This is a genomic window from Burkholderia sp. BE17, assembly GCF_009362305.1.
GTDB lineage: Bacteria > Pseudomonadota > Gammaproteobacteria > Burkholderiales > Burkholderiaceae > Burkholderia > Burkholderia pyrrocinia_C.
Window position 1 is genome coordinate 103,697 of record NZ_WHNU01000015.1, and the last position, 20,869, is coordinate 124,565.

20 protein-coding genes and 2 pseudogenes are annotated in these 20,869 nt (G+C 60.4%); 14 read left to right on the forward strand and 8 right to left on the reverse strand.

Annotation, left to right across the window (positions count from 1 at the left end; translation table 11 throughout):
- Nucleotides 1-14: 14 nt before the first annotated feature.
- Nucleotides 15-911, reverse strand: coding sequence for a LysR family transcriptional regulator (locus GD429_RS15130; RefSeq protein ID WP_174419193.1), 897 nt, complete (start codon nucleotides 909-911; stop codon nucleotides 15-17).
- A gap of 162 nt (nucleotides 912-1,073) precedes the next feature.
- Here GD429_RS15130 and GD429_RS15135 point away from each other — a divergent pair, with 162 nt between their 5' ends.
- The 6 genes from GD429_RS15135 to GD429_RS15160 all read left to right on the forward strand — a co-directional run bounded on the left by GD429_RS15135 (nucleotide 1,074) and on the right by GD429_RS15160 (nucleotide 6,724).
- Nucleotides 1,074-1,925 carry an ABC transporter permease subunit gene (locus tag GD429_RS15135; protein ID WP_152857624.1) on the forward strand — a complete coding sequence of 284 codons (852 nt, stop codon included), beginning with the start codon at nucleotides 1,074-1,076 and terminating at the stop codon, nucleotides 1,923-1,925.
- A gap of 7 nt (nucleotides 1,926-1,932) precedes the next feature.
- Nucleotides 1,933-2,964 (forward strand): ABC transporter ATP-binding protein, encoded by a 1,032-nt coding sequence (locus GD429_RS15140; RefSeq protein WP_152857625.1) that lies wholly within the window; start codon nucleotides 1,933-1,935, stop codon nucleotides 2,962-2,964.
- Nucleotides 2,965-3,000: 36 nt separating this feature from the next.
- Nucleotides 3,001-4,089: an extracellular solute-binding protein gene (locus GD429_RS15145; protein WP_152857626.1), complete on the forward strand. Its 1,089-nt coding sequence runs from the start codon at nucleotides 3,001-3,003 to the stop codon at nucleotides 4,087-4,089.
- A gap of 10 nt (nucleotides 4,090-4,099) precedes the next feature.
- Nucleotides 4,100-4,930, forward strand: a complete 831-nt coding sequence (locus tag GD429_RS15150) for an ABC transporter permease (RefSeq protein WP_152857627.1) — start codon at nucleotides 4,100-4,102, stop codon at nucleotides 4,928-4,930.
- A complete protein-coding gene (locus tag GD429_RS15155) occupies nucleotides 4,908-5,456 on the forward strand; it encodes a TIGR00725 family protein (protein ID WP_034181654.1) in 549 nt (182 codons plus the stop codon). Before GD429_RS15150 ends, GD429_RS15155 begins: the two co-directional genes overlap by 23 nt.
- A 68-nt stretch (nucleotides 5,457-5,524) precedes the next feature.
- Complete coding sequence (locus GD429_RS15160) at nucleotides 5,525-6,724, forward strand: porin (protein ID WP_152857628.1); 1,200 nt, start codon at nucleotides 5,525-5,527, stop codon at nucleotides 6,722-6,724.
- A gap of 398 nt (nucleotides 6,725-7,122) precedes the next feature.
- Here GD429_RS15160 and GD429_RS15165 read toward each other — a convergent pair whose 3' ends face one another.
- The 4 genes from GD429_RS15165 to GD429_RS15180 form a co-directional block, all read right to left on the reverse strand.
- Nucleotides 7,123-7,467 carry an antibiotic biosynthesis monooxygenase family protein gene (locus tag GD429_RS15165; RefSeq protein WP_152857629.1) on the reverse strand — a complete coding sequence of 115 codons (345 nt, stop codon included), beginning with the start codon at nucleotides 7,465-7,467 and terminating at the stop codon, nucleotides 7,123-7,125.
- Nucleotides 7,468-7,694: 227 nt separating this feature from the next.
- Nucleotides 7,695-8,435 carry a glutamine amidotransferase gene (locus tag GD429_RS15170; protein WP_152857630.1) on the reverse strand — a complete coding sequence of 247 codons (741 nt, stop codon included), beginning with the start codon at nucleotides 8,433-8,435 and terminating at the stop codon, nucleotides 7,695-7,697.
- A gap of 36 nt (nucleotides 8,436-8,471) precedes the next feature.
- Entirely contained in the window at nucleotides 8,472-9,521 is a 1,050-nt protein-coding gene (locus tag GD429_RS15175) for a 2Fe-2S iron-sulfur cluster-binding protein (RefSeq protein ID WP_152857631.1), read from the reverse strand.
- The gene (locus tag GD429_RS15180) at nucleotides 9,518-10,480 is read right to left on the reverse strand and encodes an AurF N-oxygenase family protein (RefSeq protein WP_152857632.1); all 963 of its coding nucleotides are present in this window, start codon (nucleotides 10,478-10,480) and stop codon (nucleotides 9,518-9,520) included. The genes GD429_RS15175 and GD429_RS15180 overlap by 4 nt, the downstream gene beginning before the upstream one ends.
- A 1,310-nt stretch (nucleotides 10,481-11,790) precedes the next feature.
- Here GD429_RS15180 and GD429_RS42040 point away from each other — a divergent pair.
- A complete protein-coding gene (locus tag GD429_RS42040; protein WP_415748936.1) occupies nucleotides 11,791-12,117 on the forward strand; it encodes a hypothetical protein in 327 nt (108 codons plus the stop codon).
- Nucleotides 12,098-13,218, forward strand: a pseudogene (locus GD429_RS15190) (IS3 family transposase). Before GD429_RS42040 ends, GD429_RS15190 begins: the two are co-directional and overlap by 20 nt.
- Nucleotides 13,219-13,438: 220 nt before the next feature.
- Here GD429_RS15190 and GD429_RS15195 read toward each other — a convergent pair.
- The gene (locus GD429_RS15195; protein WP_152857633.1) at nucleotides 13,439-14,938 is read right to left on the reverse strand and encodes a PLP-dependent aminotransferase family protein; all 1,500 of its coding nucleotides are present in this window, start codon (nucleotides 14,936-14,938) and stop codon (nucleotides 13,439-13,441) included.
- Between the two features lie 234 nt (nucleotides 14,939-15,172).
- Between GD429_RS15195 and GD429_RS15200 the strand changes: the two genes are divergently transcribed.
- The 6 genes and pseudogenes from GD429_RS15200 (at nucleotide 15,173) to GD429_RS15225 (ending at nucleotide 19,616) form a co-directional block, all read left to right on the forward strand.
- Nucleotides 15,173-16,435, forward strand: coding sequence for a benzoate/H(+) symporter BenE family transporter (locus GD429_RS15200; RefSeq protein WP_152857634.1), 1,263 nt, complete (start codon nucleotides 15,173-15,175; stop codon nucleotides 16,433-16,435).
- A gap of 5 nt (nucleotides 16,436-16,440) precedes the next feature.
- Nucleotides 16,441-17,244 (forward strand): YggS family pyridoxal phosphate-dependent enzyme, encoded by an 804-nt coding sequence (locus GD429_RS15205; protein ID WP_227791653.1) that lies wholly within the window; start codon nucleotides 16,441-16,443, stop codon nucleotides 17,242-17,244.
- A gap of 148 nt (nucleotides 17,245-17,392) precedes the next feature.
- A pseudogene (gene glyA, locus GD429_RS15210) lies at nucleotides 17,393-18,662 on the forward strand (serine hydroxymethyltransferase).
- Between the two features lie 14 nt (nucleotides 18,663-18,676).
- On the forward strand, nucleotides 18,677-18,913 hold the full coding sequence (locus GD429_RS42045; protein WP_152857636.1) for a LysR family transcriptional regulator: 237 nt from the start codon (nucleotides 18,677-18,679) through the stop codon (nucleotides 18,911-18,913).
- Nucleotides 18,914-18,979: 66 nt separating this feature from the next.
- The gene (locus tag GD429_RS15220) at nucleotides 18,980-19,174 is read left to right on the forward strand and encodes a YqaE/Pmp3 family membrane protein (protein ID WP_152857637.1); all 195 of its coding nucleotides are present in this window, start codon (nucleotides 18,980-18,982) and stop codon (nucleotides 19,172-19,174) included.
- Nucleotides 19,175-19,328: 154 nt separating this feature from the next.
- Entirely contained in the window at nucleotides 19,329-19,616 is a 288-nt protein-coding gene (locus tag GD429_RS15225; RefSeq protein WP_152857638.1) for a helix-turn-helix domain-containing protein, read from the forward strand.
- 83 nt (nucleotides 19,617-19,699) lie between these two features.
- On the opposite strand, the gene GD429_RS15230 is transcribed toward GD429_RS15225, so the two are convergent.
- Both GD429_RS15230 and cydB read right to left on the reverse strand, forming a co-directional pair.
- The gene (locus GD429_RS15230) at nucleotides 19,700-19,879 is read right to left on the reverse strand and encodes a hypothetical protein (RefSeq protein ID WP_152857639.1); all 180 of its coding nucleotides are present in this window, start codon (nucleotides 19,877-19,879) and stop codon (nucleotides 19,700-19,702) included.
- Entirely contained in the window at nucleotides 19,851-20,858 is a 1,008-nt protein-coding gene (cydB, locus tag GD429_RS15235; RefSeq protein WP_152857640.1) for a cytochrome d ubiquinol oxidase subunit II, read from the reverse strand. Before cydB ends, GD429_RS15230 begins: the two co-directional genes overlap by 29 nt.
- Between the last annotated feature and the right edge of the window lie 11 nt (nucleotides 20,859-20,869).

A 20,869-nucleotide genomic window follows, 5' to 3' on the forward strand; every position in this document is an offset into this window, starting at 1 on the left:
CATGCCGGACAGGCTCATCCGTTCGCGCATTCGTCGAGCATCCATTCCCTGAAGCGCTGCAACGCAGCGCTGGTCTCCAGGCGCTCCGGCGCGTAGCACAGGTAGTGCCCTTGCGCGTCGACGTCGACGGGGGCGTCGAACGGTTCGACGAGCGCGCCGGTCGCGAGCGTGTCGACGATCAGGAAGCGCGGCACGAGCGCGAGCCCGAGCCCGGCCTGCGCGGCCTGAATCAGCACCGAATACTGTTCGAAGCGCGGCCCCGACAGCGCATTCATGTGGGCCGCGCGATGGCGCTCCGCCCACATGGACCACGCAATCTCCGCCTGCTCGTGCACGAGCCGCGGCGCGGATGCCGCGTCGGCCGGCGTGCGCAGCGCATGCCGCGCCGCGAATTCACGGGAACAGACCGGCACGAACGTCCGGCCGTCCAGGTAATCGCAGCGGACGCCTTCCCATGCGCCGTCGCCATAGCGGATCGCCGCGTCGAGTCCGAACGGAAACACGTCGCCGTGAGCCAGATGGCGGCGAAAACTCAGCGTGACGCCCGGCGCGACGGCCAGAAAGCGCGCGAGCCGCGGCACCAGCCACTTCGTCGTGAAGGTCGGCACGCTCGCGATCGTCAGCAGATCGCTGTTCTCGCGCGCGCTCAGCAATTCGATCGACGCGTTGCCGATCTCGCGCAGCGGGCCGATCACGCGCGCGTGATAGACCTGTCCGGCTCGCGTGAGCGCGAGATTGCGCCCCTCGCGCACGAACAGCTTGACGCCGAACAGCGCCTCGAGATTCGCGATCTGCCGGCTGACCGCGCTGGGCGTCAGGCCGAGCTCGCGGGCCGCATACGAGAAGTTCAGATACTTCACGGAGCTCGCGAACGCGTGCAGCTCCGCGATGTTGGGAAACAGGTGCTTCACGGCGAACTATTCCTTGCGCGCACAGATCGATGCGGGCGTTGTACGTTTTTTTCATGACGATGCCATGTCGGATCCGCACACTGCGCCCGTCACGACAACGCATGTCGGCCCTGTCCGGCGGGCGTTGCGTGCCCCATTCCGTACCCGTCAGCGAGTTTCGCCATGCATCCGCCATCCGCTCCGGCCCTTGCCGAAGCTATTCCGATTCGTCGTAACAAACGGCCGCACGCGATGGTAGGGCGCTTGCTGCTGCAGGCATTCGTCGCGGCCTTCGCGCTGTATCTCGCGTTGCCGATCGTGCTGCTGCTGATCGGCGCGGTCGGCCAGTCGTGGACGAACACGCTGCTGCCGTCCGGCATCACGTCGCACTGGTTCGCCGATCTGGCCGCGAATCGCAGCTTTACCCGCGCATTCGGCGTGAGCCTCGTCGTCGCGCTCGCCTGCTGTGCGATCAATGCCGTGCTGGCGCTGCCGCTCGCGTATGCGCTGCATCACCGCGCACTGGCCGGCCGCGGCTTCGCGGCGCGCGTCGTGATGCTGATGCCGATCGCGGTGCCGGCGCTGACGCTCGGGTTCGGCTACATCGCGATCTTCAGCGGCGATGCGCTGCCGTGGCTCGGCACGCTGCCGCTGATGATCGCCGCGCACGCGGTGCTGACGCTGCCGTACCTGCTGCAGACGCTGCTGAGCGACCTGCGCCACCTGGGGCTCGCCCATCTCGAAGCGTGTGCGGCAACGCTCGGCGCGACGCCGCTGCGCCAGTTCTTCACGATCGTGGTGCCGAACCTGCGGCAGAGCCTGTTTTCCGGCCTCGTGATGGTCGCCGCGCTGTCGATCGGCGAATTCCAGATCTCGAACCTGATCGCGGGTTTCCGCTATCGCAACTATCCGATCGTGCTGCTGCAGGCGTTCTACGGCGCGTCGGGGATGGCCTGTGCGGCGACCGTCGTGCTGCTCGTCCTCGCCGTGCTCGCGACGCTCGCCTCCGTCTTCACTGTGCAACGCCTGAAGTGAAACCGTCATGAGTCTCGATTTCGAAAACGTCAGCTTTCAGTATCCGGGCGCCCGTCACGGCGTCGACGCGGTTACGTTGTCCGCGGCCCAGGGCGAACTGCTCGCCGTGATGGGCCGCAGCGGCTCCGGCAAATCGACGCTGCTGCGCCTCGCCGCCGGGCTGCTCGACGGCTACCGCGGACGCATCGCGATCGTCGGCCGCGACATGGCCGGCGTGCCGGTGTGGCAGCGCGAGATCGGGATGGTGTTCCAGCATTACGCGCTGTTTCCGAACCTGTCGGTCGTCGACAACGTCGGCTATGGCCTGAAGATGCGCGGCATGACGGCGGTACTGCGCCGCCGCCGCGCGCTCGAGATGCTCGAACGCGTCGGCCTCGCGGCGCAGGCCGACCGCAGCACGGCGCTGCTGTCCGGCGGCCAGCAGCAGCGCGTCGCGCTGGCCCGCGCGCTCGTGATCGAACCGAAGCTGCTGCTGCTCGACGAGCCGCTCGCGGCGCTCGATGCCGGCATTCGCCACCAACTGCGCGACGAGATTCGCGCGCTGCAGCGCGCGTGCGGCGCGACGACGCTGCTCGTCACGCACGACCAGGACGAGGCGCTCAGCATGGCCGATCGCGTGGCGATCGTCGACGGCGGACGCATGTTGCAGGCCGGCACCCCGCGTGACCTGTACGAGCGTCCGGCGACCGCGCAGGTCGCCCGCTTCGTCGGCCATTCGACGCTGCTGCGCGGCCGCGTGCTCGCGCACGGCGCGGTCGACGTGCGGTTCACCACGCTGTGCGCGGATACGGGGGCGCACCGGCCGGGCGACACGGTCGACGTGCTGGTCCGGCCGGAACACCTGCAGCCCGATCCGCCCGAATACGTCGCGAACCGCATCGACGGCCGGGTCGGCGAGGTGCGCTATTTCGGCGCGACGCAGCGCTTCGACTTCGTGCCGGCCGGTGCGACCGACGCGCTGCTCGGCGAAGGGCGCGAGCTTCCCGCGCGCTGCGTGTCGATCGAGCCGCGCCACCTGCTCGTGCTGCCCGCCGCGTAAGCGCGGGCGACCCTATTCATTCAACGGAGAATCACGATGTCTGCACGCTGCCACTTCCTTCTTGCAACGCGCCGCCGCCTGCTGGCGCTCTGCGCGTTCGCGACCCTCGCGCCGGCGCTGGCCCATGCCGCGCCGCTGTACCCCGGCGAGGACGCGCTGTACGAGAAGGCCGCCGACGAAGGGCTCGTCGTGTCGTTCGACACGGGCCCGGAATGGGCGAACTGGAAATCGCTGTTCGCCGAATTTCGCAAGCGCTATCCGAAGGTCGAGATCACGTACAACGACATCGGCTCGGCGGCAACGGTCGTCGCGCTCGACAAGTCGCGACGTCGCCCGCAGGCCGACACCGCGTACTACTTCGCGGCGTCGGCGCTCGATGCGGCGGCCAAGGACGTCGTCGCGCCGTTCAAGCCGGTCAATTTCGACAAGCTGCCGCCGGTGTTCCGCGCAGCCGACGGCCGCTGGTTCGCCGTGCACTCGCTGAACATCGCGCTGCTCGTCAACCGGAAGCTCGTGAAGAACGTGCCGCAGCGCTGGTCCGACCTGTTGAAGCCCGAATATCGCAATGCGGTCGTCTATCTCGACCCGCGTTCGACCGGGCAGGGGCAGGTCGCCGTGTTCGCCGCCGCCTATGCGAACGGCGGCAGCGTCGACAACCCGAAACCGGGCGCGGAGTTCTTCGGCAAGCTGAAGCAGGCGGGCAACGTGCTGCGCGTCGAGGGGACGACGCCGTACGCGAAGTTCGTCAAGGGCGAGATTCCGATCCTGATCGGCTACGAGAACGACGGGCTCAAGGCCAAGTACGCGGACGGCATGGGCGACGCGGCCGAAGTCGTGATTCCGCAGGACGGCAGCGTATCGGCGCCGTACGCGATGAGCCTCGTGAAGAACGGCCCGAACCCGGCCGCCGCGCAGTTGTGGCTCAATCTCGTGATGAGCGATGTCGGCCAGGCGCTGTTCGCGCAGGGCTACGTGCGCCCGGCCGTACCCGGCACGCCGGTTGCGCAGGAGGTTGCCGCGAAGCTGCCGAACGCGCCGCAGGTGCGTCCGCTCGACGTCGCGAAGGCCGCGACGCGCAAGGCCGAGGTCGACCAGCTCTGGTCGCAGGCCACGCTCGGCAAGTAAGGGGAACGGGATGCGGGTCTCGTCCATGCAGCGCGGCGTCCTGCGCCGCTACGGCGCGGTGCCGGCGGCCGGGCTGTTCGCGGTGTGCTTCGTATTGCCGCTCGCCGCGCTCGTCGGCGCCGCGTTCGACGGCGGCGGTCGTGCGTTTGCCGCGGTATTCGGCGATCCGCTCGTCTCCGACGCAATCGTGCGTTCGCTGGCGCTCGCGATCGGCGCCGGCACGCTGTCCGTCGCGGTCGGCGTGCCGGTCGCGTTCGTGCTGGCCGGGCAGTCGCCGGCGCGCCGCCGCTGGTCGCTCGCGCTGCTCGGCGTGCCGCTGGCGTTCTCCGGCCTCGTGATTGCCTACGGCTTCATCCTCGTGTTCGGCCGCGCCGGTTTCGTGACGACGCTGCTGGCGTCGCTAGGCGCGGACCCGACCGTGGTCGGCGGCGCGATCTACACGATGCCGGGGCTCGCTTTCGCGTACGCGTACTACCTGATCCCGCGCGTCGCGCTGATCCTCTACCCGGCGCTCGCGAATCTCGACCGGCGGCCGCTCGAGGCGGCGCTGACGCTCGGCGCGCGGCCGTGGCGTGCGTGGTTCGACGTCGCGTGGCGCGAGCTGTGGCCGTCGATCGCGTCGGCGTGGTGCCTCGTCAGCGCGATCGCGCTCGGCACGTACGGCACGGCGCTCGCATTGGCCGGCACGCAGATCAACATCCTGCCGCTGCTGATGTACCTGAAGCTGTCCGACGGACAGACCGATTTCTCGCAGGCTGCCGTGCTGTCGATCGTGCTGACGGCGCTCTGCACCTGCGTTCTTGCATTGGGGGAAGGACTTGCACGGCAACGACATCATTGAATGGTCGAACCAGGCGCGCGACGCGCTGGAGCAACTCGCGCAACGGCAGCGCGGCGCGACCCGGCACCGGATGCCGGTCGGCGTGATCGGCCCGCGCGATGCGACGGACGCCCAGCTCGCCATCGCCGAGCGGATCGCGCACGGGCTCGCCGCGGCGGGCGTCGCGATCGTCGGCGGCGGCAAGCAGGGCGTGATGGAGGCGGCCGCGCGCGGCGCGCATGCGGCAGGCGGCTGCGCGATCGGGCTGCTGCCCGAGGACGATGCGCAGCACGCGAATCCGTATCTGACTGTCGCGCTGCCGACCGGGCTCGGCATCACGCGCAACGCGCTGATCGCTCGCGCGTCGCTGTGCCTGATCGCGGTCGGCGGCGGGCTCGGCACGTTGTCCGAGATCGCGCTGGGGCTGCAATGGGGCAAGCCGGTGTTCACGATTTGCGACGCGCCGCAGGTGGCGGGCGTCGAGTGCTTCGACGAAGCGGACCTGCTCGTCGCGCGGGTCGCGCAGTGGCTGTCCGGTTCGGCGTAGGTCGGCATTCCGGGTAACCGGATGCATCGTCTCGAGTGGTATCGATTTAATAAATAGGAATCCTCTACATGAAGAAGATCACTTTTGCGCTTTGCGTTGCCGGCGGCCTCTGCACGGCGGCGCATGCGCAAGGCACCGTCACGCTCTACGGGATCGTCGACGCGGGTTTGGGGTACGCGAGCAACCAGCGCGTCGCGACGAGCAAGGGGTCGCTCGGTTCGCCGGTCGCGTATCGCGGCGCGTCGAGCTACAGCTTTGCGAGCGGTACGTGGTCCGGCAGCCGCTGGGGGCTGAAGGGCAAGGAAGATCTCGGCGACGGGCTCGCGGCCGTCTTCCAGCTCGAGAGCGGCTTCAACATCGGCACCGGGCAACTCGGCCAGGGCGGGCGGATGTTCGGTCGCCAGGCGTGGATGGGGCTGTCGAGCACGCGCTACGGTACGTTGACGATGGGCCGTCAGTACGATCCGATCGTCGATTTCGTCGGCTCGATCGGGCCGGGTTCGTTCCTGACCGGCATGGGAGCGCATCCGGGCGATCTCGACAACATCGACAACCAGTCGCGCGAGAACAATTCAGTCAAGTATGTGAGCCCGTCGTTCGGCGGCTTCACGGTCGGCGGGCTGTACGGCTTCGGCAACCAGGCGGGCAGCGCGAAGAACCAGAACACGTGGAGCGTCGGCGGCCAGTACGTGAACGGGCCGTTCGCGATCGGCGCGGCCTACCTGTATGCGACCAACGCATTCGGCGCGAACGGCGGCGCATGGACCGGCTCGTACGACGGCACGTTCGCGTCGTCGATCAACGGGGGTTTTGCGTCGTCGAAGAGCATGCAGATCGTCGCGGCCGCGTCGACCTACCAGATCGGCGCGATGACGGTGGGCCTGTCGTACAGCAACACGCAGTACCGTGCGGGCGCGTTCTCGACGTTCCGGGGCAACGCGACCTACAACTCGGTTGGCGGCACGGCGTCGTGGCAGGTGTCGCCGGCGCTGCGCGTCGCGGCCGGCTACGACTTCACGCGCGGCAGCTCGGTCGGCGGTGAAGCCGCGCCGAAGTATCACCAGTTGAACCTGGCGTCGTACTACTACCTGTCGAAGCGGACCGCGCTCTACGGTCTCGTCGGCTACCAGAAGGCGAGCGGCAAGACGCTCGACCCGTACGGCAATGTCGTCGCCGCGACGGCGTCGGTCGGCGACGTCGGCAACGGCATCTCGTCAGCGGGCAACACGCAGACGCTCGTGCGGGTTGGTATGCGGCATACGTTCTGACGTGGCGCGGCCTGTCTCAGGCGAGTCCGTTCCGGCCTTCGCGTGATGCGGAGGCCGTTTTTTGGGGGTGGGCATGGCGCGTAGCGCCGCGACTGGCGCTATCTAGTCTGTTGTGGTGACGAGTTGGATGACTTTGGAGTGAAAGTCTCCTACACACTCAACAAGAGGAAGTGTTACCCAAGCCGAGTAGCCGACTGCGGGGCGACCACGGCGCAGATTCGCGCGGCGACCGGAAGGGGCGGATCGGGCTGACTCCGTCAGACCAGCCCTGCGTGTTTCCAATCGGCGCGATTTCAATGGCCCCCGTGTCGCCGCATTCGATGGTCTGCCTATTTCTATGAAGCCATTTGGCTGCGGTTAGCCAAGGACCGCCCCTACTGCCCCCCTCGCCTCACTCCTCAGTGGCGGCCAAGAAGGCTGTCTTCCGGCGCTTGCTCGCGATCATGCAAACCATAATCCCTTATCACAGATGTCACGCGTACGCGGTAGTCCTTGAATATCTTGTCCCGTCCTGCCCTCTGAGCAGACAAGTGCGCCTCCACGTTACGCCACTTAATTACCGCTTCCTCGTCGCGCCAAGTGGTAACTGACATGACTTTCTCCGGATTGAGGGTGCTTTGAAAACACTCGACCGAGATGAAGCCTTCCATGGGTTCCAGCATCGGAGTCAGCTTGTTTACGAGGTCAACATAGGTCTGATTTTGACCGGGCATGGCTTGCAGTTCGAATAATACGACAACCATTTTTGATCCTTGTTTATATCAATAAGAAAGTTGAAAAAATAGATAACCGTGGTTCAGGGGGCTGGTGCTTGTTTAATGTTCCTTGGGAAATCTGGCTGGGTCAGTTATATTTAACAGAAATTATTTATTTGCTCCGTAGGTTGATTTGTGGGATGAAAATGGTGTGATGTAGTCATTCGATTTCAACATCGCAAGCAGATCGCCTCCTTAGACAATAAGTAACAACTTCACGCTAGAACTCCCGTGGTAGCCGCCGACGAGTTGGTATATCGTTCTTCCAAGTTATGTAGCCAGTTTGCAAGGACTAGGCGTGCCGCAATCGTCAAATGATTTCCATACCGAGTAGCATCCGCGCGCAGCGTTCGCGGATCTATGTTGGTTTGTGCTAGTTCAATGGCGTGACCAATCAACCACCGTTCGAGCTTGTGCACATCAACCTCCAAGTGAAACTGCAGGCCAAGTACATGGGACCCAATCGAAAACGCTTGATTGGCACCTACTGGAGTGCTGGCCAGATGAATGCCGCCATCAGGAATATCGAACTGGTCACCGTGCCAATGAAGGACGGGAATACCATCTAAAGCAGCAAGCGGGGAATGCTTGCCGGCAGATGTCAAAGTAAGCGGTGCAAATCCAATCTCCTTTATTCCCAGAGGGTAGACATTGGCTCCCAATGCTCTTGCTATGAGTTGTGCGCCCAGACAAATACCGAGAATGGGCCGTTGTGTGTGCAGCCATTGGCGCACTACAGTAAGTTCATCTTCAAGAAATGGGTAGGTCTGCTCGTCGTAAGCGCCGATGGGCCCGCCCAACACGATCAACAGATGGGCCTGTTGCAGGTCTAGATCCGTAAGTTCCCCGAGCGTCGGATCGATATATTTAATTTCGTAACCGTGATCGGAAAGTGCTGTATCAAGCGTGCCAGCATCCTCGAAGTTAATGTGACGTAGTGCGATTGCTGTTTTCATGAAATGTATCGCAAAGAGAAGTGGGCCGTAGTGGATTTATGTTGCCGCTTTAAATTCGACTGCGATATCTCCAGAGAGTGGAAATGTGCAGCACGCCAGTGCATAACCACTAATCTTGTCTTTTTCGCTAAGGCAAAAATCCGGCTCGAAGCGGCACTCGCCACCGGAAACCCTGACGCGGCAGTCACCACAAATTCCGGCCCGGCACTGACTGCGAACCGGGGCGCCGTAGGATTCAAGAATTTCAAGCAGGCTCTTGCCAGATGATGCTTCAATAACTTCTTCGCTATCGGCCAGGCTCAATCGAACAGATCGCTCGGTGCCTTCATGCCCTTGGCATGCTTGGGGCTCCGGAGGTGTGAATGACTCGATCAACAGGCTGGCGGAGGGAAACAGTGAGGACGCATGCTCACGAAATGTCTGGGCAAAACGGTGACTGCCGCATATCACTACGGCCTGAGGCTGCCCCATGATGCTTAGGGACTCCAGGGTTGGCCGGCCGGGATTGAAATGATCGCGGGCGTGAATGCTTTCCCGGGTCACAAATACGTGGAGAGTGAACCACATCGAAGTGAGATTCAACTCCAGTAATTCATGGAGAAAGGGGATGTCGCTTATTTTCGGAATACACAACACCAGTACCGTTTTCGGAACTTGCCGGCCGCGGCGTGCCCTGTCTGCAATCTCACGAAGCAATGCAATCGGGAGCGTAATGCCGATACCACCGGCAACCATGCCGAGTCGCTCGAGATTAGCAACTGATTCGATTGTGATATCGCCTGCCACGTATCCTAATGAAATAGTGGAACCCTCGTGGAGCGTCGCATGCATGTGATCTGAAACACTGCGGCGACCTGAGCGCTTGACTGCGATTTCGAAGACATTCGCGTTTCGCCTGCCGGTGATCGAGTAGAGCCGTTGCTGAAGAGCCCCTGACGTATCCGGGTAGCGAATGGCGATGTGCCTGCCGGGGCGAAGCTTGTTCAGGAATTCGTCCTCCGTGCCCTGTATTCGCAAGGTGAACACTTTTATGTCTCCTGCCTCCATCGAGACGCGCTCGCAGCGTGCTTGAGCTATCGAGTTCATCTGCACTCCTCGGTGCGAGTAGGGAACTGGTTGCTTCGATAACCCGAATGAGCCTGGTCGGCCAATCCTATCCTGTTGATGAGTGCTTCCACCGAGTCTGTGTAAACGCTGATCTCGTTGGTGTCACCAACATCGTGCAAAATGTCCTTTGAATAGGGAAATTCTACTAAATCGAATACAGTCGCCCACGCCCCGAGTTCGTTGTTTGCAAACATCTGTACCGTCTTAATGATGATGGACCGCAAGTATGCTCGCTCCTTGTAGCTCAGTCCTTGAACTATATCGGTGGCAACGAAGCTGAAAACACTGGAATGGCTCCATTCATCCATTGCATGCGTGCGCGTGACTTCATGGCAAATTGGTTGAATCGTACTGTCTTCAGCCATCGTCTTCAGATAATCGGTAATGAGCGTTTCGCTGGCGCAAGCGATGGCGAACCGTGCCAGACGGCGCTCCCATTCCGCACCGCATTCGGAAAGAATGCTGTCTCGCCATCGCACAAGATTGAAATCCGAAAAATAAAGAGGCCGGAGATTTCGCATTTCATATATATAGTTGCAAGCCATAATCGACATGCGTGTGTGCAATGCCTCATCCAGAAGCGCCTGTGACATCACATCCTGCAGCAGTACCCGATTCGTGCTTGGCGGTGGTGTCTTAATGATGTCCTCGCAGACTGGAGTCACAACATTGCATTCAATATAAATGGTTTTCAGGTTATAAATTCCCCATGCATAGGAAAGGCACTTTTCTCGGAGAGATTCCGGAGCTTCTTGCCAAGCAGGATGGTGGCGAAATGGCAGCAGAGAAGGAGTGAAGTCCTTCTTTCTAGGGTCAAATGCGAGGGTGTCGTAATCTGATAGCTCCTGATTTACTGCGGCACGGGTTTTCCAAAGCTGCGAGAGTTTTTGCAGCATGCCGCGGACGACGTCGTCGGTCTCAGAAATCTTAAGCTCCATCTAAAATCTCCTTGCAGTCGATCAGTGATTCTTGGTAGGTGGAGGATTTTCAGTATCTTTCGTATTTTTACCCATGCCTCACGATTGCAGGTGCGGTTGGTAATGTAAAAATGCATGCTTTAATGATGATCATGAGGCTTCCTCGGAATTTGAAATTCGTTTGGCTGTCGCTATTTCTTGGGCACCAATCTTGGCGTGCCGGAGATATCTTTCCTGAAGGAGCGCCAGAGCAGTAGTCAGAATCCTAAAGAAGAAAAATCAAAAGACTGCGCTCGGATGGCTGGTCAGGTGTGCTGTTGTCATTTGGATCATAATTCCAATATTGTGAATTGACATTGATCGCCTTCCGTGGTGCGTGACGGAGGTTGAAGGGCGAAATTCATAATGCTTTGGCTGCGTAGTTTGCGGCGACCACCCTCTGACTCATTCATAACGCGACTTCTCTTGCTCCGTAAAACCTTGTTACATGAGTGTGCGATAGGTTGACGTAGGAGTTTTGAGGAAGAATTCTTGTGGTTGAAGAGCTTATTGTCCTCGTGCTCTTCGTCTTCGAGAAAAACTGGTTGACTCATTCTTATGGATTTTATGTACTGGGTGGTCAATTAAATCAGACCATTTTTTCAGGGGTGGCCAGACCACTTGCCTGGACTAGGTATTTGCCATGAATATTCTTATGCCTGCTGCGTGAAATTGACGATTGGAAAACTTGCCTAATTAGAAATGGAAGTCTTGTCTATCGCGTTGGAAAGTGCTCTGTTGAGCGCCAATCATTGACGGTGCCGGGAGTTGATGGTGCGTTAAAATTAACTCGGTTGAATTTGTGTTTTATTAAAAATTTGAGTATCACTCGTTGAGTGAGGTGGAGCATCATCTTCCGTGTTCTGGGTTTCCGGGTATGACGCAATTCATTATCCTGAGGTCTGGGTTTTGATGCTAAGACATTGCATCACTGGCACGGCATATCGAGAATGATGTGATTCTCATTCGGGGATTTTCGGGTGGGTGTAAATTTTATGGATGGTTCTTCTGTTTCGATGTAGGCGGAGCCATCCAAGGCTGGTGGCGTCGTCTTCTCAAATGTTATTTCCCGTGGTAGGCGCTCAAAATGCGGGCGAAATTATCCCTCCAACTGTCGGTTCTTTTGTGCTGCAATAGGTCGATGAAATATTTGGAATGCAGTGACTAAGAGCGATAACGTCAGAAGAACTCCATTGAACTGATTGCATCTGAGGAATTTGCTGGTCGCGCTGCCCTTGAAGCTCAAAGGGGCGGTGCTGACGAACAAGTATGCGGAAAGGCGGTGGCTCTGCATGAGTCACTTCAACCGGAATTTCGCATCTACGCCAACGCGGTGGTTGAAAACGCACAGGCGTTGTGCCGACGACTCACACAAGGTGGGCTATCCATTGTTCCAGGGTGGCACCGACTCCCATCTTGGTGTGGTCGATCTACGTCCACGGGGGCTGACAGGAGCGGTCGTAGAACATATCTCGGGGCAGGTTGGCATCAGTGTGAATAGGAACGCCGTCCCCTTGACGAGGAAAAGCCGTTATGACCTGCCCCCGGCAAACAGGGCCAGTCGGAACCTAGTAAAGTTCGTTTTCGGAGAAGACGAACATGAAGAAGCGCTTTACTGAAGAGCAAATCATCGGCTTTCTGAAGGAAGCCGAGGCCGGCATGCCGGTCAAGGAGCTGTGCAGAAAGCACGGGTTCAGTGATGCTTCGTTCTACACCTAGCGTGCAAAGTTCGGCGGCATGGAGGTATCGGAAGCCCGTCGACTCAAGGACCTGGAGCGCGAGAACGCGCGGCTCAAGAAGCTGCTGGCTGAAGCGATGCTCGACATGGAAGCCCTCAAGGTGGTCGTGAAGGGAAAGCCCTGAGCCCACAAGCCAAACGCGAAGCAGTGGTGGCGATTCGGGAGAAGGTCAATATCTCCGAGCGCCGCGCCTGCCGGCTTGTCGGGCTTTCTCGCAGCGTGCTGCATTACGACGCAAAGCCAGATGCCGAGAATGAAGCGTTGACGGCGCGCTTGGTCGAATTGGCCCATGAACGCCGTCGGTTCGGCTACCGCCGACTGCATGCGCTGGTGGCGCGCGAAGGCATTCACGCGAACCATAAGCGGGTGCATCACCTCTATCGTGAGGCGGGACTGGCGGTGCGACGCCGCCGTCGGCGCCATGGGGTGATGATTGAACGTGAGCAGCTGAATTTGCCGAACGCGCCGAACGAGGTCTGGTCAATCGATTTCGTGATGGATGCGCTTTCCAATGGCCGCCGCTTGAAGTGTTTGACCGTCGTCGACGATTTCACGAAAGAGGCTGTCGACATCGTCGTCGACCATGGTATCTCAGGTTTGTATGTCGCTCGGGCATTGGACCGTGCAGATCGCTTCCGTGGCTATCCCAAGGCGGTACGAACAGACCAGGGCCCCGAATTTACGAGCCGCGCGCTTGATCAGTGGGCGTATGCGAACGGCGTCACTCTGAAGTTGATTCAGGCGGGCAAGCCAACGCAGAATGCGTACATCGAATCGTTCAACGGCAAGTTCCGCGACGAATGCCTTAACGAGCACTGGTTCACGACGCTCGCGCACGCTCGGGCTGTCATCGCGGCATGGCGTCAGGACTACAACGAGCAAAGGCCGCACAGTGCGCTGAACTACCTTGCGCCGTCAGAGTTTGCGGCGAAACATCGCGCAACCGCGGATGCTCCTGCCGCTTTCCAGGAGTTGGTTTAAAGGGACTTTGCTAGAAGCCCGTTGGCCCTATTGAAGGGGGCAGGTCAGTTAATCACCTCTGGTATTCGCGCTGCTTGGTAGTGTTCGTAGCGGCGCCGTCAGCGCGCGCATGGAGGCTTCGATCCGCGAAGGCGTGGCCGAATTGACGAAGCGCTTCCCACTTCCATATTGACCACATGATGGTGTTGGGGGACGAACAGTTTCAGATTCGACAGGTTGGCTACTTCTTCCGAAGCGCGTTGGACAGGCGCAGGATGGCGGTCTCTATCTCGTAGGCTGTCAATGATGCATAGCCTAATAACCAACCTTGCTGTTTCTCGTTCCCGGCATACAGTCGACTGAGCCCCGGCAATAGCACTCCGGCGGTGGCGGCCCGGCGGATGGTCTCCTGTTCCGACCATTCCGGTGCCAATAGGCAAGGTATCTGCAGTCCACCTTCCGGCCGCAACGCTGTGACGATACCGTTCAAGTGTTTGGCGATGGCGTCAAGAATGACCTCTCTCCGTCCGGCATAAAGCTTACGCATGGCGCGCACGTGGGAATTGTAATGACCATCTTCCATGAACCGCGCCAGGGTCAATTGAAGAATCTGAGGCGTGTGCCCATCCATGATGCTTCTGGCGGAGGCGAAGGCGCTAACCAATTCTTCCGGCAAAGCCATATATCCCATCCTAAGTCCTGGATAGAGCGTCTTGCTGAAAGTACCGATATAGAGCGTCCGGCAGTACTTATCCAAGCCTTGGACACATGCGGTTGGCAAACCGTCGTAGTGAAATTCGCTGTCGTAGTCGTCCTCGATGATCCATCCTCCGTTTTCCGCGGCCCAAAGTGTCAAGTCAATCCTGCGCTCCAGCGATAAGGTGGCGCCAGTCGGGTATTGATGTGACGGCGTCACGTAGACACAGTTGGCACCACTGCGATCCGCCCGCAACAGATCCGTCCGAAGACCATGCGAATCAACATCAATGGGGACTATTTTGGTTTCGGCTGATTCGAATGCTTTTTTGGCACCAAAGTATCCCGGATTTTCCAGCAGGATCGGCTTGCCAGCGTCCACCAGCAATTGCGCACAGAGAAACAAGGCCTGCCGTGTACTGCTCAACACCAGGATCTGTTCGGGAGATACCTTTGCGCCACGCTCAAGATTCAAGTAGGTTGCGATTGCCTTGCGTAGTGGCTCGGCACCTTGCGGGTCGCCGTGCAGTAATACATGGGAGCGATAGTCCTTCAGTGTTTGTCGTTGCAGGCGTCCCCAGGCATCGATTGGGAAACTGCGAGTCTCCGGCAATCCCGTGGCGAATGCCTTGATGGTCTGCTGGTCGGTGACGGCACCAATCTCGAAAATAATTCGTCCACGCCGGCTCAGGCCGGAGCCTGTCTCCTTGGCGCCGCGCATGTGATCCTGAGTCCTCATGCGCCTACGTGCCGCGCCTCGCAATTCCATACCTATGCTTTCGGACACGTAGCTTCCTGAGCCTTCCCGACGAACGATGAAACCATCGCGGTGCAACTGCACATAGGCGCTTTCAACTGTGTCTCGGGCAACACCTAGCGAACTGGCCAGCGTCCGGGTTGCCGGTAGTTTTACACCTGGATCGAGCGCGCCATCCAGGATTAGCGCGCGCAGCGCACGCTGAATTCGCTGATGCAGGTCCAGAAGCTGGAAGTCGACATCGTTCATCCGTATTTTCAGCGTTTCAAGTTCAAACGTCCTTGTCATGTTATCTGCCCGTGGTCTGGAGTTTTTATGAAGACAGTACCCGCCTGACTCTCCGCAGGATCAAGCAAGGGTATGACCAGATCCGGCGGGCGCTCTCCAGCGCTCGTGATATCCCATAAAGTGGTCTGGTCAATTTTGTGAAAGTGTACTTATAAATCAGTCCATTGCCACGTTATAAAGATGGCTTCCACTTCGGGCCTAGCAGCCCACTTCTCATGCGAGTCCAGTACAGCCATGGCGTCTTCATGTCCTCGATCATCCGTCCGTTTGAGCGATCTCATCCATCCTGTAGTGGCCGGCCTGATCTCGGTCATCGTCAACTACGGAGGCACCTTCATCCTGGTGTTCCAGGCCGCCAAGGTGGCAGGTTTCAGCCCGGCGTTGACGGCCTCGTGGGTTTGGTCGATTTCGATCGGTGTGGGGGTGACGGGGCTGATCTTGAGCTGGATTACCCGCGAGCCGATCATCACAGCCTGGTCCACGCCAGCGGCCGCGTTTCTCGTCACGGCATTGGCGGCGACACCCTACGCCGAGGCGGTGGGGGCCTACCTTATCTCCGCCGTCGCCTTCGTCGCACTCGGACTTTCGGGTTACTTCGAGAAGGTCATTCGGCTGATCCCACCGGGTGTGGCCGCCGGACTTCTGGCGGGCATCCTGTTGCAGTTCGGTATTGGCGCTTTCGGTGGCATGAGTATTGACCCGCTGCTGGCAGGCCTGCTGATTGTCACCTATGTGGTGCTCAAGCGTTTCACCGCACGCTATGCCGTGGTGGGTATTTTGGTGCTGGGGCTGGCCTTCTTGCTGATGCAGGACCGCGTCGATTTGTCCGGACTGGAATTGAAGCTTGCGGCGCCCGTTTTCACCATGCCGGCATTCTCGATTAATGCCTTGCTCAGCGTCGCACTGCCGCTGTTCCTGATCACGCTGACCGGTCAATACATGCCGGGCATGCTGGTGCTGCGCAATGACGGCTTCAAGACCAGTGCCAATCCTATCGTAGCCGTTACCGGGCTAGGTTCCCTGTTGATGGCACCGTTTGGTTCGCATGCCTTCAACATCGCCGCGATCACAGCGGCGATCTGTACCGGCCGCGAAGCGCACGAAGATCCCTCCAAACGCTGGATCGCCGGCATCGCCGCGGGCGTGTTCTACATTCTTGTCGGAGTGTTCGGGGTGACGCTGGCTGCCGTTTTCATGGCGTTCCCTCCCGCCTTCATCACCACACTGGCGGGCTTGGCACTGCTGGGCACTATTGGCGGCAGTCTCGCCAGTGCCATGGCCGATGCGAAAGCGCGTGAAGCATCGTTGATCACCTTCTTGGCCGCTGCAGCCAACATTAACTTGCTCGGCGTTGGAGGGGCCTTCTGGGGCCTGTTGATCGGTCTTGTGGCGTATGCAGCGCTCAATGGCCGATTGCCGCAACGGGCACGGGTGTCGCAGCCGAGCATTGCTCCTTCTTCACCCCAGCCTGCGGTCAGAAAGGGAGTGACGGACTGATGCGAATGCCATCTGAAATGCAGACACACCACGATCAGCACGGGCGTAATCCGCAGGCCGTTACAGTCGATGATATCCGACGCAACCTGGCCTCCGTGCAGGCACGTATCGACGCCGCCTGTCGTCGCGTCGGACGCGATTCCGCTGCCGTGCGCCTTCTGCCGGTCAGCAAGACCGTTGAGGAGGCGCGCGTTCGCCTGGCGTATGCGGTCGGCTGCCGGCTGCTCGGTGAAAACAAGGTGCAGGAGGCGCACCGCAAGTGGGAGACCATGCAGGGTTTGCCTGATCTCGGCTGGTCGGTCATCGGCCATTTGCAGACCAATAAGGCAAAGCTGGTGGCGCGCTTTGCATCCGAATTCCAGGCGCTGGACAGTCTGCGCGTGGCCGAAGCGCTGGAGCGCCGCCTGCAGGCCGAGGGCCGCTCGCTGGACGTGTTTGTACAGGTCAATACCTCAGGCGAGGCCAGCAAGTACGGCTTGGCGCCCGAAGACGTGCCGGCTTTTCTCCAGGCACTGTCAGTATTTCCGGCGCTGCACGTGCGCGGGCTGATGACGCTGGCGCTGTTTTCGAGCGATGCCGAGCGGGTACGCCAGTGCTTTGTACTGCTGCGCACATTGCGTGATCGACTGCGTCAGAGCGTGCCCGCCGGTATCGGCCTGGACGAGTTGTCCATGGGTATGTCCGGCGACTTCGAGATCGCCATCGAAGAAGGTGCCACCGTGGTACGTGTCGGGCAGGCCATCTTCGGTGCCCGTGCCTTGCCGAACAGCTATTACTGGCCGGTGGAAGCGCCAAGGAAGCAGCCATGACTGAGCCGGGGGCCAGACGCCGCCTGGCGGCCGCTGCGAGGCGAGGTGGTATCGGTGCAATCGCAGGTGGTCTATGGCAGCGACAGGAATGCGCCCGAGCAGAATCAAACCCTCAGACCTGAACACTCTAAACCATAGAACGAATTCCATGTACGACACCTCATTGACCCTCGCCGACTTTGACGCCGAGTTGGCTAAGGCCTTTCAAAGCGAAGAGCGCCGCCAGGAAGATCACATTGAACTGATCGCCTCCGAGAACTACGCCAGCCCGCTGGTGATGGCGGTTCAGAACTCGGTGTTCGTTCACCAACAAGTACGCTGAAGGCTATCCAGGCAAGCGCTATTACAGCGGCTGTAAGAACGTGGACGTTGCCGAGCGTCTGGCTATCGAGCGGGTCAAGACACTGTTCGACTGCGACTATGCCAACGTCCAGCCCCATGCCGGTGCCCAAGCGAATGCAGCGGTGTTCCTAGCGCTTATCAATCCCGGCGATACCGTGATGGGTATGAATCTGGCCCAGGGTGGTCACCTGACTCACGGTAATCCATCCAACTTCTCTGGTCGCCACTACCGGATTATTCCCTACGGGCTTGACCCCGAGACTGGGCTGATAGACTACGACGAGATGGAGCGTATCGCGCAGGAAACTCGGCCCAGAATGCTCATCGGTGGCTTTTCGGCCTATTCTCGTCATAAAGACTGGGCACGCATGCGTACCATTGCCGACAAAGTAGGCGCCATCTTCTGGGTGGACATGGCACACGTGGCCGGCTTGGTGGCGGCAGGCGAATACCCGAACCCGCTGCCTCATGCCCATGTGGTGACCAGCACTACTCACAAGACCCTGCGTGGTCCGCGCGGCGGCATCATCCTGTCCAAGGGGCAAAACAGCGATTTCTATAGAAAGCTCGATTCCGCCGTATTCCCCGGCATCCAGGGCGGGCCGCTGATGCACGTGATTGCTGCCAAGGCGGTGGCCTTCAAAGAAGCATCGCAGCCCGAGTTCAAGACCTACCAGAAGCAGGTCGTAGCCAATGCCCGCGCTATGGCAGGCGTGCTCCAGCAACGTGGCTACAAGATCGTGTCCGGCGGTACCGACAACCACCTGATGCTGATCGATCTATCCAGCAAGCCCTACACCGGCAAGGACGCGGACGCGACTCTAAGCGATGCCTACATCACTACGAACAAGAACTCTGTACCCAACGATCCGCGCTCACCCTTCGTTACTTCGGGGCTGCGTATCGGTACGCCGGCCGTGACCACGCGTGGCTTTGGTGTGGCTGAATGCGAGGAACTGGCCGGTTGGCTGTGCGATGTGCTGGATGCACTGGAGGCTGGCGGCATCGAGCAGATATTAAATCGCGTGCGCGAACAGGTGGTGACCCTATGCCGCCGCCATCCCGTCTATCGATAATTGGTAATCGGGAAATGGAATCATGGCTCCTGCGTTGCTTTCTGGCCGTGTCGGAAGAGCGCCACTTCACCCACGCTGTTGAACAGCTGTACATCGAGCAGTTGCTGTTTTCGCGCGTCATCAAAGAACGGGAAGAAGAGGGGCCGACGAGGGCGGCTGTGCATCGGCGAGCGCACGCATGGTTCGCGCAGCGCTGCAGAACAGGAGGGGTAAGCATCGAGCGGACGCGCGAATTGCATGTGCTCGCTTGATTTCCACGGAGCGCAGCGCCATATTGACCTCGCACACCTCTTCAACAACGCACCAATAGGTTTTCGATGCGCATCATTCTTGCCCTGCTGCTGCCGTGGTTCCAGTTTTTCACGATCGGTCGCCCGATCGCCGGCGTGATCTGCCTGATCCTGCAGCTCACGATCATCGGCTGGCTGCCGGCCGCGATCTGGTCGGTGTATGCGCTGAGCCAGTACAAGACCGATCGCAAGATCGAAGCGGCGCTGCGCGAGCGGCGGTAAGTCGTCGTTGCGATTCCGGGCGTTTCTCCCCGCCAGGTGCAACGCCAAGGATTCCTGTTTCGGTAGATATCTACATAATTTGCCCGCAGCCGTGTGCACAATTTGTATAGATTTCTGCTGAGATGGTCGTGTTCCGCGGACGGGAGGCGACACAATGGACAAACGCTATAACGCAATGTCGCTTCCCGAACAGCTTGCGCTGCGGCGGCAAGAGATCGAGGACGTTCTCGCGCATCCCGAGTGGTCGCTGCGCGAATCGGTGCGTCATCTGAAGCAGACGATGCGGCTGGCGAGCGCCGAGATGGCGAAGCTCGCCGGCGTGTCGACGAAGACGATTCAGGATATCGAGCAGGGCCGCAGCGATGGAACGGTGCAGACGATGAACCGCATATTCGGCATGCTGGGATTGAAGCTCGGCGTCGTGCGGCGGGCAGCGCAATAACGCACGCGGAGGGGAGGGGGCGGCCGCGCAGCGCGTATCCATCGGGCGATCGATGCGCGCTGCGCCCGGCCGGCGCCCGGGCTTTACTTCACCGCAAACAGCGTCAGGTTCATGAAGATCTTGAACGCATAGCCGAGCGTGACGGCGCCGACCACGCCGCCCGCCCACAGCACGACGAACCACATCCAGCCGCGCATCCGCGGCCGGGGCGCCACGGGCGGGCGATCGGCGGAATCAGTGGTGGTAGTAATGCTGGTCTTCATGGCGCACCTTGCCTCGGAATACCCAGTAACCCATCGTCGTGTAGGCGATGATGATCGGGAGGATAACCGCTGCGCCGACCAGCGTGAAGGTCTGGCTGGAACGCGGCGCGGCCGCTTCCCAGATCGTCATCGTCTGCGGAATCGCATACGGGAACAGCGTGACGAGCAGGCCGACGTAGCCGAGCAGCACGAGCGCCAGCGCGAGCACGAACGGCGTCATGTCGTGCCGGTCGCGCACCGCGCGCCGCATCCACACCGCGCACCCGGTGACCAGGAACGGCACCGGCAGCAGGCGCCAGAACAGCCCCGAATCGAACCAGCGCTGCGCGATGGCCGGATCCTGAAGCGGCGTCCACAGGCTGACAACCGCGATGAAGCCGAGCAGCACGACGGTCAGCGGCCACACGACGCGATGCAGCCGGCGCTGCAGGTCGCCTTCGGTTTTCGCGACGAGCCAGCAGCAGCCGAGCAGCGCATAGGTCACGATCAGGCCGAGGCCCGTCAGCAGGCTGAACGGCGTGAGCCAGTCGAACGCGTCGCCCGCGAACACGCCGTCCTTCACGGTGATGCCCTGCAGGAACGCGCCGAGCGCGATCCCCTGGAACAACGTCGCGCCGGCCGAGCCGCCGATGAACGCGAGATCCCACAGGTGCTTCGTGCGTCGCGCCTTCGCGCGGATCTCGAACGACACGCCGCGGAAGATCAGGCAGACCAGCATGAAGATCAGCGGCAGGTACAGCGCCGACAGCACGGTCGAATAGACGATCGGGAACACCGCGAACAGCCCGGCGCCGCCGAGCACGAGCCACGTCTCGTTGCCGTCCCACACGGGCGCGACCGTGTTCATCATCAGGTCGCGTTCCTTCTCGTCCGGGAAGAACGGGAAGACGATGCCGATGCCGAGGTCGAAGCCGTCGAGCACGACGTACATGAAGAGCCCCAATGCGATGATCGCGGCCCAGATTACGGTGACGTCCATAGGTTTTCTCG